The sequence below is a fragment of the Pararhizobium antarcticum genome (assembly GCF_001885585.1).
Taxonomy (GTDB): domain Bacteria; phylum Pseudomonadota; class Alphaproteobacteria; order Rhizobiales; family Rhizobiaceae; genus Pararhizobium; species Pararhizobium antarcticum.
Map to the genome: position 1 here is coordinate 46,712 of NZ_LSRP01000082.1, position 12,037 is coordinate 58,748.

The 12,037-nt window shown below is 57.6% G+C and carries 13 protein-coding genes and 1 tRNA gene; 11 read left to right on the forward strand and 3 right to left on the reverse strand.

Features of this window, described 5'->3' with window-relative positions:
• Positions 1-6 precede the first annotated feature (6 nt).
• From AX760_RS11320 to AX760_RS11345, 6 genes are all read left to right on the forward strand, one after another.
• Positions 7-471 carry a recombination protein NinB gene (locus tag AX760_RS11320; RefSeq protein WP_071832987.1) on the forward strand — a complete coding sequence of 155 codons (465 nt, stop codon included), beginning with the start codon at positions 7-9 and terminating at the stop codon, positions 469-471.
• Positions 468-674: a hypothetical protein gene (locus AX760_RS11325; RefSeq protein WP_071832988.1), complete on the forward strand. Its 207-nt coding sequence runs from the start codon at positions 468-470 to the stop codon at positions 672-674. Before AX760_RS11320 ends, AX760_RS11325 begins: the two co-directional genes overlap by 4 nt.
• Positions 675-779: 105 nt before the next feature.
• A complete protein-coding gene (locus tag AX760_RS11330; RefSeq protein ID WP_071832989.1) occupies positions 780-1,178 on the forward strand; it encodes a hypothetical protein in 399 nt (132 codons plus the stop codon).
• Between the two features lie 107 nt (positions 1,179-1,285).
• Positions 1,286-1,558 (forward strand): hypothetical protein, encoded by a 273-nt coding sequence (locus AX760_RS11335; protein WP_071832990.1) that lies wholly within the window; start codon positions 1,286-1,288, stop codon positions 1,556-1,558.
• Complete coding sequence (locus AX760_RS11340; protein ID WP_071833002.1) at positions 1,555-1,827, forward strand: hypothetical protein; 273 nt, start codon at positions 1,555-1,557, stop codon at positions 1,825-1,827. Before AX760_RS11335 ends, AX760_RS11340 begins: the two co-directional genes overlap by 4 nt.
• Entirely contained in the window at positions 1,796-2,866 is a 1,071-nt protein-coding gene (locus AX760_RS11345) for a tyrosine-type recombinase/integrase (RefSeq protein ID WP_071832991.1), read from the forward strand. The genes AX760_RS11340 and AX760_RS11345 overlap by 32 nt, the downstream gene beginning before the upstream one ends.
• Here AX760_RS11345 and AX760_RS11350 read toward each other — a convergent pair.
• Positions 2,856-3,365 (reverse strand): hypothetical protein, encoded by a 510-nt coding sequence (locus AX760_RS11350; RefSeq protein ID WP_071832992.1) that lies wholly within the window; start codon positions 3,363-3,365, stop codon positions 2,856-2,858. The genes AX760_RS11345 and AX760_RS11350 overlap by 11 nt on opposite strands.
• Positions 3,366-3,504: 139 nt before the next feature.
• On the opposite strand from AX760_RS11350, the gene AX760_RS11355 reads away from it, so the two are divergent.
• Positions 3,505-3,589: transfer RNA gene (locus AX760_RS11355), tRNA-Leu, on the forward strand.
• Between the two features lie 89 nt (positions 3,590-3,678).
• On the opposite strand, the gene AX760_RS11360 is transcribed toward AX760_RS11355, so the two are convergent.
• The gene (locus AX760_RS11360) at positions 3,679-4,452 is read right to left on the reverse strand and encodes an ABC transporter permease (RefSeq protein WP_087149225.1); all 774 of its coding nucleotides are present in this window, start codon (positions 4,450-4,452) and stop codon (positions 3,679-3,681) included.
• A gap of 316 nt (positions 4,453-4,768) precedes the next feature.
• On the opposite strand from AX760_RS11360, the gene gpt reads away from it, so the two are divergent.
• The 4 genes from gpt to AX760_RS11380 all read left to right on the forward strand — a co-directional run bounded on the left by gpt (position 4,769) and on the right by AX760_RS11380 (position 11,603).
• Positions 4,769-5,266, forward strand: coding sequence for a xanthine phosphoribosyltransferase (gpt, locus tag AX760_RS11365; RefSeq protein WP_071832994.1), 498 nt, complete (start codon positions 4,769-4,771; stop codon positions 5,264-5,266).
• Between the two features lie 170 nt (positions 5,267-5,436).
• On the forward strand, positions 5,437-6,018 hold the full coding sequence (locus AX760_RS11370) for a DUF2059 domain-containing protein (protein ID WP_071832995.1): 582 nt from the start codon (positions 5,437-5,439) through the stop codon (positions 6,016-6,018).
• A gap of 690 nt (positions 6,019-6,708) precedes the next feature.
• Positions 6,709-10,518: a vitamin B12-dependent ribonucleotide reductase gene (locus tag AX760_RS11375; protein WP_071832996.1), complete on the forward strand. Its 3,810-nt coding sequence runs from the start codon at positions 6,709-6,711 to the stop codon at positions 10,516-10,518.
• A 44-nt stretch (positions 10,519-10,562) separates the two neighbouring features.
• Positions 10,563-11,603 carry a DUF4062 domain-containing protein gene (locus AX760_RS11380; RefSeq protein WP_071832997.1) on the forward strand — a complete coding sequence of 347 codons (1,041 nt, stop codon included), beginning with the start codon at positions 10,563-10,565 and terminating at the stop codon, positions 11,601-11,603.
• A 195-nt stretch (positions 11,604-11,798) separates the two neighbouring features.
• On the opposite strand, the gene AX760_RS11385 is transcribed toward AX760_RS11380, so the two are convergent.
• Positions 11,799-12,037, reverse strand: a 239-nt coding sequence (locus AX760_RS11385; protein WP_139276435.1) for a transposase, incomplete at its 5' end; no start/stop codon positions are given.

Below are 12,037 nucleotides of genomic sequence, written 5' to 3' on the forward strand. Positions count from 1 at the left end.
GCGACAATGGCGCAGGAAAAGAAAACCTTTGTTTTGATCAACGAACACGTCCGCGGCAACGCGATGGCAGCGCTCATGAAGGCGCTGCCTGACTTTACGGTCACCATCGCGCCAAAGCAGCGGTCAAACGATCAGAGCGCCAAGCTCCATGCCATCCTTGGCGACTTGGCCCGGTCTCCCCTGACATGGGCAGGGAAGCGCCGGACGCTTGAAGAATGGAAGATGATCGTCATCAGCGGCCACGCGGTCGCTACCGGCCACAGCGGCGAGGTGATCCCCGGCTTGGAGGGAGAGTTTGTCGCCATCCGCGAAAGCAGCGCCAGCATGTCGGTCTCAAGGGCGTCCAGCCTGATCGAATACCTTCTGGCGTTCTGCGGAATGAACAACGTCGAGCTTACGGAAACGTGCCGTCGCGGCTTCATGGACGAGCGTTTCGGTTCCGACCGCCATACAGAGCGGAGGGCGTCATGAACCGCCTCATGCTGATTGCAATCCAGTCTTGGAAGGCTTGGAGGGCGACACGCCGCCTCGCCCGCGCCCTACCGGCCGTCGCCGAGCGCAAGCAGAAGATCGCCACGCTCCGCTCCCGTCATCGCTCAACGAAAACAGTCATTGCCGAGCAGCGCGAGGATATCCACGCCGCACTTGGTTTGCAGAGGACGCGCCATGATTGATTGGCAGAAAACCGCATCATCAGTCATCGACGAGAACGACATGTACCACATGTGGGTTCTGTCCAGCCGCCTGCCGTTCACTTTGGCATACCGGAGGGCTGCCTGATGGCCCGGCGCGAATTCACTAAAACCGTCTACGCTCAGATCGTGAAGCGCGCTCTGCATCCTAAAGACGGGATATGCTGCGAAGGATGCGGCCTGGTGCTCGGCGCCAAGCCCTATCACATCGATCACACCATCCCGGATGCGCTCCAGATCGACAAGAGCAGGAAGCTGACTGCCGATGACGGGAAACTGCTCGGGGTCGAGTGCTGCCACAAGCCAAAAACCGCCGATGACGTTGCGGTGATTGCGGAGGCCAAGCGCCGTGAGGAAAGGCATCTCGGCATGAAGCGCAAGACGCAACCGATCAAGTCCGCCCCATTCGCCCGATCCGAAAAACCCCAGCGCCAGGCCAAAGCAGAATTGCCAAGACGCTCGCTCTATAGGGAGACGCAGCCATGACAGAACGCGACACCCCGTCGCCCGACCAGCTTGCCGCCGCGCCGTTCTGCCACTTCGAACGCCGCATCCTGTCGTGCCTCGCAGCCCCGGCTACGGAGGGCGAGTAGATGCTCAAGTTATCGCTGGAAAACAAGCTTATCGACCTGCCAGACCTAAACCGATTCCAGATTGGTGACGAAGTTGTAGTTGACGCCAGTGCGGATAACGACCGGTTCGAGGGCGTCATCATCGGGATCGAGATGAACCGACGATTTTCTATCGGACCGCTGGAGCCGAGCATCACACTCCTGCATGACGGCTATATCACGGACGGCTTCAAGCCGATCGACTGCCGCAAGGTAAACCCATCGCCCACCCCGAGGGAGAGGGGTAGCGAATGACCGCAGCATCGGAAAAGCTACCCTACTGGCCGGCTGCAATGGACCTCAAATCAGCCGCAGCATATTGCGGCGTATGTGTCGAGACCTTCCAGAAGGTTTGCCCGGTCAAACCACTACAATTCACACAATCCACAAGGGGCGCGCGCTATCTGCGTCAGCGCCTTGACGAATGGCTAGTTTCTATCGACCCGAACAAGCAGACTGCGCCGCCCAAGAGAAGCCTGGTGGAGCAGCTGTATGGTGGTGCTGGTGAAGTACGAAGGGCTTAACGTCATCAAGGCGCGTGGGCGCTGGTATGTCTACGTGCGCGAGACAAAAGAGAAGCTCTTGGGCGGCTTCGAGGGCTCGCGTGACGATCTAATGAAGCGCCTTGCGATGCCCGACTTCATGGCGAAATACAATTCGAGGCGACTGCTTCAATCCAGCCTGACCTATGAGCCCGGCACCCTAGGCGATCTGGTGCGATGGTTTGAAACCGAATGCCCGAAATACCAGACCTTGGCCGATGCCACGAAGAACGACTATTCGGTGGCTTTCAAACACTTGCGCCCGATATTTCATACCGAGGTTTCGCAGATCACCCAATCTGACCTTTACGATATCCGGGACAAGTGCGCGATCGAGAAATGGCCCCGCTTTGCCGACAAAATGATTGCCGCGCTGTCGACGATGTTCAGCCAGGGAGTGAAGCGTAAAAAGATCCCGAGCAATCCAGCCCGAGGCATGGACAAGGCCCACAAAGCCAATCCGAACACCAATCGCGAATGGATGGCCGATGAGGTGTCCGCAGCGATCGAGGCCGCGCCTCCGCACATCAAGACGATTCTCTTCCTTGCTCGGTATGCTGGCTTTCGCGGGCAGACGATCGCTGTCCTGAAATGGCGCGAATATCAGGACGATCCTTCATACGGCAAATGCTTTCGAGTCGTGACGCGTAAGAACAATGAGGTGCTTTGGGTGCCTGCCGCAGTCGAGCTGCAGGAGCATTTGGCCGGTGTCGACAAGACATCCACGTTGATCGCCACGCGGCAGAACGGCGCAACGTGGGACAACGAGGTGCAGATGCAGACCGACGTGAGCCACTTCCTGCGGGCACTGGAGAAGGATGGGAAGGTTGGTGCCGGGACTACGCTCCACGGCCTACGGGTCACCTATGCGGCCGATCTGAGACGATCGGGGGCGGATGCTGGCGACATTGCGGCCGCGCTCGGAGATAAGTCCGAACGCATGGGCACGCACTACACTCGGCACGTCGAAAGCGAGGCCAAGGTGATTAGAGCTTTCAAGGGAAAGCAGTTCAATCCGTAGGGCTGAGTTCCCCGGCGAGAAGCTTGCGGGAGACCGCCTTGAAGTGGTCGAGGCCCCACTCGTTGATTGCTATGTTAACGCTAGTAAGTACAATCCGAACGTTGCTCGCAACATACCCTTCACGCCTGTCGATGCGGTCAGGGCTCGGGGCAAAAGGATTTTTGTGCCAATCGTCTTTTCGAACTCTGGGGCGGTAGTCGAATGGCATTCCGGTCAACTGGCATCGATCGTTCTGCCGAAGAAGCTCTGAGTACATCCAATCAGCCGAGAGATCGAAACCAATCTGGCGTTCGGCAGCCCGTTTCTTGCATGAGATGATGACGCGCTTGGCGACAGCTAGACGGAACGGGTCGACATGCGTTGCTTCCCCTTTGCGGTTGCCACACCCGCTTTTGACGATCCAATTCGCTATATCGGGGCTTTGTAGATGCTCATTCAGCTCATCTCGTGTTCCCGAGAAACCACGTACGAAGGTTATGGATGGCTTGCCCCTTGTCATGACGTACCACTTGCCACGCGCTAGGACTATGTTTAAACCACCGAACGGAACAGAAGGAGAAGGCATTATGCAAAACACCAAGGGTTGTTTTGCAGGATCATACCTTCAGAACTGATCTAAGTATATGATTTAATTACATGCGGACGTGGCGAAACTGGTAGACGCAAGAGACTTAAAATCTCTCGGAGAGATCCGTACGGGTTCGACCCCCGTCGTCCGCACCATTCTTTTCGTTGCGCGATACCACACGCCAATCCATTGCCCTGGTTCGACTTCGCTCCGCTCAGTTGCACCACGCGTCCCGTTTCCCGGATCAGTCGTTCCGCAGGCTCGCTGAAGACACGCTGAGCAAGGCGAGCCCGATGAAGATCAGCACGAAGGCGCATTCCATTACATAACCGGTATTCAACGACGCCGGCTGGTACTCAGGATAAAACCCGGTGCGGAACCACATGATCACATGGGCGACCGGATTGTAGAGCAGGATGCCGCCATAGGACTGCGGCATCGAATCGGGCAGGAAGAAGACGCCGGAGAGCAGCATCATTGGCCTGTTGATGATGCTGAAAATCTTCTCGTACAAGGGCGCGCGCACAAAGAGCGTGACGTTGATAAGGCCGATACCGGCGCCGAGCAAGGTGGCGGCAAAGCCTGCCTCGATGACCGCAGCCCAGTCGATCGATGCGGAAAACTGCGGCGTTTCCAGAATGATGAAGCCAAGGATGCAGACGGCGACGAGCGACGTCGTCATGAACTGGAGAATGTAGCGGGCAACAACCGTATCGATCGGGGCGACCAGCGGATAGTTCAGCAGCGATTTGTTGGCTTTAACCGCGGAGGCAAGATAGGACGACATCGCCTGGTAGAACTGGAAGGCGAGATAACCGGTGGCGAAGAACAACGGAAAACTCGATCCAAGCGCCGGCGACCGGGCAATTGCGGCGAAGAGCACCGTCATCAGCAGCACATGCGAAACGGGATCAAGCATCGCCCAGACATAACCGCCGGGTTTGTCGCCGAAGCGGGCCGACATTTCCCGCACCACAAGGGCTGCCGTTACGCGGAAATGCGATTGCAGAATGCTGATCATGCGTGCGTTCCATCCTGCCCCGTCGGCAGCGGCTGCATCATTCCTCCAATCCGGTCCGAATTATGGCATGCCGCGTGTTTCAAACCTGCCACCGACTGGTCCATAGGCCGGGTGGTGGTGCAATCCGTCTCCACAGAGCGACGACATCGACCTTCGACAAACGCCATCGCTATGCGCCCAGCCGTGGAGCGCGCCGGCGACGCTCTTGCAAAGCGGCGGGCATTGCCGGTAAAGCATGGGTTTACGCGCGGCAGAAGGCCTGCCGTCGCCGTTTCACCCTCCGATCTGCGATGATCAAGCTGGAGCCTCGCGCATGTCCCTTCCCGAAAAAGCCTTTCCCGTTTCCTGGGACCAGTTTCACCGCGACGCGCGCGCCTTGGCCTGGCGGCTCGCCGGCGAAGGACGCGAATGGAAAGCCATGGTCTGCATCACCCGCGGCGGTCTCGTGCCTGCTGCCATCATCTGCCGCGAACTCGGCATCCGCCTGATCGAAACCGTCTGCGTCGCGTCCTATCACGACTATGTCGAACAGGGTCAGATGGTGGTCATCAAGGGGATTTCCGAGGAACTGAAGGCCGATGGTGGTCGCGACATTCTGATCGTCGATGACCTCACCGATACCGGAAAGACCGCGGCCATCGTCCGGGAAATGCTGCCGAACGCCCATTTCGCGGCCGTATACGCCAAGCCGAAGGGCCGTCCGATGGTTGATACCTTCGTCACGGAAGTCAGCCAGGACACCTGGATCTATTTCCCCTGGGACATGGGCTTCACCTATCAGGAACCGATCGCCAAGGGCGGCCGCAGCTGATTTTTCGCAGCGCGCCGCGGCTTGTGTGGCATGGCCGGCTTCTGCGCACCCGGCCTAACCAGACGGCTTCGGATCTATCCCCCCGGAACAGGGGCAGACTGCAGCGACCGGCGCGAAGACGCGGCGGTGCTGGTCTCGGGCATGCCCGGGAAGCGGAAAAGGAAACATCAATGCGCCGCAAGGCACTTGCCCTGCTTGGTCTGTGGATGCTCGGCGCGTCGGGGCCAGCATATGCGCAAGACCCCATTCACGTGGCGCCGGTCAGGGACTATGTCGAAACCAACGTGCTGCCCTGGATCACCGACCGGACGATCATTGACGCCTTGAAAGACCACAACGAGTTGAACGCCCACCTGACGCATCCAGCCATCGCAGCTCTGGATGCGCAGTGGCGCGCGGAAACCGCAAGCACGCGGCGGCCGTTGATTGATTCGGTTCTGTCGAGTGCTGTGTCGCAGTTCCTGAAGAAAAGACAGGCACTGTCTGACGGCGTCATCACGGAAATCTTTGTCATCGACGCAAAAGGCCTGAGCGTCGGCGAGAGCGAGATCACCTCCGACTACTGGCAGGGTGACGAGGCGAAGTGGCAGAAAACTTTTCTCATCGGACCGGATGTGATGTTCATCGATGGTGCCGAAAGGGACGACTCGACCCAGATGCTGCAATCGCAGGCCAGCATGACGGTTTCGGATCCAGTCACAGGCCAACCGATCGGCTCGATCACCGTCGGCATCAATCTGGACGCACTCTGATCGATTTTCGGGTCGGTACGCGCCAAAGCCTTGCGCGGCAGACGGCGCGGGTCCCGGTGGGGCGAATCGTTCCGGAACGGCGCATAATTTGTAGGCCATGGCCATCCGCAAGTTTCGCCGTCTCCCTAATCCTGCTGATTTTTACCCGCAAATAATGGGGTTTTTCACAGCGATCTTGCCGCGAAATTTCAGGCAAGCCGCCAAGCTGCTGTTTTTGCTGAATTTGCCCACTGTCCCCGTTTTCCACAAGCACCACACACTATATCTGGTGTTCGCATTTCCATCACAAACCACCCCTTGACGGAATCGGGTGGGATGCGGTTAATGAATTCTACGTTGCGGCGGCGGCGGGACCGGGAAGTTACGAGGCCGGTTTATTTCAAACTATCGTCTGATGTTCAGGCGGCCGAGGCGGATGATCCGCCGGTCGCGAGCGCGATATTTTGTGATGTCCCAACTGCCCCTTGCGTCACAAATAGCTGGCGTAAAGAAGTTGTTAATACTATATTTAGTGTTTGCAGCCAAATTCAGCACAAGATACAGGGTGTCCCGACAAGGGGTTTCCTGACATGACGTGGAGACTGGAACTGGCTGCGCACCCTCCCGCGCGGCCGGGCGGGATAAATTTGCCCGGCACCATGGTGCCGGCGACGCGGCAAGCAGGCGCGGAAAACAAAGGATACGGGACTTATGAAGATCGAACGTCGTTTCACCCAGGCAGGCCAATCCGCCTACGCCCAGATTGAGTTTCGCAAAGCCATCAGCGAGATCAAGAATCCCGATGGTTCCATCGTCTTCCGTCTGGCCGACATCGATGTGCCGGCCCAGTTTTCGCAGGTCGCTGCCGACATTCTGGCGCAAAAATATTTTCGCAAGGCCGGCGTGCCTGCACGGCTGAAAAAGGTCGAGGAAAATGCCGTTCCGTCCTGGCTGCGGCGTTCCGAGGCAGACCTTGCCGCGATGAAGGACATCCCCAAGGACGAGCAGTACGGCTCCGAGACCGATGCCCGTCAGGTTTTCGATCGCCTGGCCGGTACCTGGACCTATTGGGGCTGGAAGGGCAATTATTTCGCCTCTGAAGAAGACGCCCTCGCCTTCCGCGACGAACTCGCCTACATGCTTGCCACCCAGCGCGTCGCACCGAACTCGCCGCAATGGTTCAACACCGGTCTCCACTGGGCCTATGGCATTGACGGCCCCGGCCAGGGACATTTCTACGTCGACCCCTTCACCAGCAAGCTCGTCAAGTCCAAGTCGTCCTACGAACATCCGCAGCCCCATGCCTGCTTCATCCAGTCGGTTGGCGACGACCTCGTCAACGAGGGCGGCATCATGGACCTGTGGGTGCGTGAAGCCCGTCTGTTCAAATATGGCTCCGGCACAGGGTCCAACTTCTCCTACCTGCGCGGCGAAGGTGAAAAACTGTCCGGCGGCGGCAAGTCCTCCGGCCTCATGTCCTTCCTGAAGATCGGCGACCGCGCGGCCGGTGCCATCAAGTCGGGCGGCACCACACGGCGCGCCGCCAAGATGGTCGTGGTCGATATCGACCATCCGGATATCGAGGCCTACATCAACTGGAAGGTCAAGGAAGAGCAGAAGGTTGCCTCCCTCGTCACCGGCTCCAAAATTGTTGCCAAGCACCTGAAGGCAATCATGAAGGCCTGCATCAATTGCACGGCCGACAATGATGCCTGCTACGACCCCAAGCAGAACCCTGCCCTGAAGCGCGAGATCAAGGCCGCCAAGAAGGACCAGGTTCCGGAAAACTACGTCAAGCGTGTCATCCAGTTCGCCAAGCAGGGCTACAAGGACATCGACTTCAAGACCTATGACACAGACTGGGATTCGGAAGCCTATCTGACGGTCTCCGGCCAGAACTCCAACAACTCCGTTTCGCTCAAGGACGACTTCCTGCGCGCTGTGGAAACCGACGGAACATGGAACCTCACCGCCCGCAAGGACGGCAAGGTCATGAAGACGCTGAAGGCGCGCGACCTGTGGGAACAGATTTCCCATGCCGCCTGGGCATCGGCCGATCCGGGCCTGCACTTCAACACGACCATGAACGACTGGCACACCTCGCCGGCCGCCGGTCCGATCCGTGCATCCAACCCCTGCTCGGAATACATGTTCCTCGATGACACGGCCTGCAACCTTGCCTCGCTGAACCTGCTTCAGTTCAAGGACGCCAAGACCAAGAACATCGACATCGCCGATTACGAACATGCGGTGCGCCTGTGGACGTTGGTTCTCGAAATCTCCGTGATGATGGCCCAGTTCCCGTCGCGCGAAATCGCCGAGCGCTCCTATGAATACCGCACGCTCGGGCTCGGCTACGCCAATATCGGCGGCTTCCTGATGTCCTCGGGCATTCCCTATGATTCGACCGAAGGCCGCGCCATTGCTGGCAACCTGACGGCGATCATGACCGGCGTCTCCTATGCGACATCGGCCGAAATCGCCGCCAAGCTCGGTCCGTTCCCCGGCTTCAAGCCGAACCGCGAATCGATGCTGCGCGTCATCCGCAACCACCGCCGCGCCGCCCATGGCGAAACCCAGGGTTATGAAGGCCTGTCGGTCAACCCGGTTGCCCTCATCCAGGGCGAATGCCCGGATCAGGACCTCGTGGCCCATGCGACAGCCGCCTGGGACAAGGCGCTGGAACTCGGCGAAAAACATGGCTACCGCAATGCGCAGGTCTCGGTGATTGCACCGACCGGCACGATCGGCCTGGTCATGGATTGCGACACGACCGGCATCGAGCCGGATTTCGCCCTGGTGAAATTCAAGAAGCTCGCCGGCGGCGGCTACTTCAAGATCATCAACCGCGCCGTGCCGGAAGCCCTGCGCACGCTCGGTTATTCCGAAAGCCAGCTTGCCGAGATCGAGGCCTATGCGGTCGGCCATGGCAATATCAACCAGGCACCGGCGATCAATCCCGGCTCGCTCAAGGCCAAGGGCTTTAGCGACGACAAGATCGAGGCGATCAACGGCGCCACCAAGGCGGCCTTCGACATCAAGTTCGTCTTCAACCAGTGGACGCTCGGTGTCGACTTCCTCAAGGAGACGCTCAAGGTTTCCGACGAGCAGCTCGCCGACATGAGCTTCAGCCTGCTCGAGCATATCGGTTTCTCGAAAAAGGACATCGAGGCGGCCAATGTGCATGTCTGCGGAGCGATGACGCTGGAAGGCGCGCCGTTCCTGAAAAACGAGCACCTGCCCGTCTTCGATTGCGCCAATCCCTGCGGCAAGATCGGCAAGCGTTATCTCTCTGTCGAGAGCCACATCCGCATGATGGCGGCGGCCCAGCCGTTCATCTCGGGCGCGATCTCGAAGACCATCAACATGCCGAACGACGCCACCGTTGAGGAATGCGGCGCTGCCTACATGCTGTCCTGGAAGCTGGCGCTGAAGGCCAATGCGCTCTATCGCGATGGTTCCAAGCTCTCCCAGCCGCTCAATGCCTCGCTGATCGAAGACGACGAGGACGAAGATGCGATGGAGGATTTCCTGGCGGCCCCGGCCGCGGCACAGGCCGTCACCATCACCGAGAAGATCGTCGAGCGGGTCATCGAACGCATCACCCGCGAGCGAGAAAAGCTGCCGAACCGCCGCCAGGGCTATACCCAGAAGGCGATCGTCGGCGGACACAAGGTCTATCTGCGCACCGGCGAATTCGGCGATGGCCGCATCGGCGAGATCTTCATCGACATGCACAAGGAAGGCGCTGCCTTCCGGGCGATGATGAACAATTTCGCCATCGCCATCTCGCTCGGCCTGCAATATGGCGTGCCGCTGGAGGAATTCGTGGAGGCCTTCACCTTCACCAAGTTCGAACCGGCCGGCATGGTGCAGGGCAATGACGCGATCAAGAACGCCACGTCGATCCTCGACTATGTGTTCCGCGAACTGGCGGTGTCCTATCTCAACCGCCACGATCTGGCCCATGTCGACACGTCCGACTTCTCCAACACGGCGCTCGGCAAGGGCATCCAGGAAGGCAAGACCAACCTGCTCTCCACCGGCTGGACCCGCGGGCACAAGCCGACTTTGGTTTCCGGCGGTACGATTGCCGGCACGGAACCCAAGGGCGCAGCGACTGCCGCTCCCGCCAAGGCAACCGCCGGCGGCAATGTCACAGCGTTTTCGAGCCCCCAGTTTGCCGGCAATGCTGCCCGCAAGCTCGAACCGGCCGTCTCTATATCGACGTCCGAAATCGTCTCGTTCAAGCGTGACTATGAGGAACGCGCTGCCGAACTGATCGAGGAGATCACCGGGGAAGTCGAACAGGAAGTCACAGCCCTGTTCTCCGACAAGGCCGCAGCCGAAGCCGCCGCCGCCAAGTCGGACGCCAAGAAACTCGAAGCCCAGCGCCGCATCCGCTCGATCGCGCAAGGCTATACGGGCAACATGTGCGGCGAATGCCAGAACTTCACCATGGTCCGGAATGGCACCTGCGAGAAGTGCGATACGTGCGGTGCGACGAGTGGGTGCAGCTGATCAGTTAAAGAAGGAGGAGCCCGCTTCAGAAGCGGGCTTTTTTCATGGATAAACGATATCAAGTCTTCGTCAGCTCAACTTATGAAGATCTCAAAGACGAGAGATCTGAAGTAATCCAAGCCCTTCTGGAACTTGATTGCATGCCCGCGGGCATGGAGCTTTTCCCTGCATCCACTGAGCAGCAATGGAGTTGGATCAAAAAAGTCATTGATGAGTCTGATTATTACATGGTTATCGTTGCGGGACGTTACGGCTCAATTCATCCAACTGAAAAAATCAGCTATACAGAGATGGAATACCGGTATGCAGTTAGTATTGGCAAACCTGTATTAGCGTTCTTGCATCCCAATCTGGAAGCCATCGTTTCTGGAAAAACTGAAAAATCTACATTTGGCAGGGCTAAACTATTGGAGTTTAGAAAACTGTGTCAGACGCGGCTGTGTAAGATGTGGGATTCACCAACTGACTTGGGAGCGAAAGTAAGCCGAAGCCTCACACAGCTGATTAAACGAGAACCGGCAATTGGTTGGATTAGAGGTGATCAAGGAGGAGGCGCGCTCCGCCTGGAATTGGCTGAAGCAAAATTGGAAATCGAAAAACTAAAATCGACGCTAAACGAAAAATGGAATAGCGCCAACGAGACTTTGGCTAGTGGGTCCGATATTCTAACAATAAAATATCTGGCTGAAACGTCGGAACGTAAGGTCGGAAAAAGCGACAAAATATACTGGGTAAAAGGCGAGGAAATACCTTATTTTCCAGATTTTACTTGGGATGAGATACTTAGGATCATCGGCCCGGACCTTCTTCTGTCGTGCGATGAAAATGACATATGTCGCATGCTCAACCAAGTTGCGAAGCACACTCTCCAGAGTTCTGACGATCAGGACGAAAATATAAGAATTGACGTAGTCAAGATATACGATGACAGTCTAAAAAGAATACGAGTGCAGTTTAGCGCTTTAGGCTTTATCGAACTAGATAGCGGAACTAGAGGTGGTTTTGCCTGGAATCTCACAGAGCGCGGTTTGACCAAGGTATATAGTTTAATAGCTACGAAGGTTGAATCCAATCCGGCGACGTGAAAAGGCAACAGCGGTTTCTTATCTCCCCCTTTGTGGGGGAGAAAGCAATTTCAGCATCTTAGGCTTCAGCTAAGTCCTAGAAATTGCAAGAGAGGGGGCAGGCATGGACGCACCGACGCCTCCAGGGAAAGAACGCCCCCTCACCAACAAAATCTAACACTTAGCCTTCGCCTAAGAGTCCGTCCGAACACTTTCTCATTTTGAACATAGCCTTCGCAGCATGAGGCGGATGGAGGCTAATTTGAGGAAGGCAAGCGCATTTCTTGACAGGTTTTCGAGGTCCTTGGCCAGTCTACGGCATCGTCCGAGCCATGCGAAGGTTCGCTCGACAACCCATCGGCGTGGCAACAACTCGAAGCCTTTGGCCGCATCGGATCGCTTGACGATTTCAGTTGCCAGACCTGGTCTGGCCTTCTTCTGACCCTTTGCGAAGA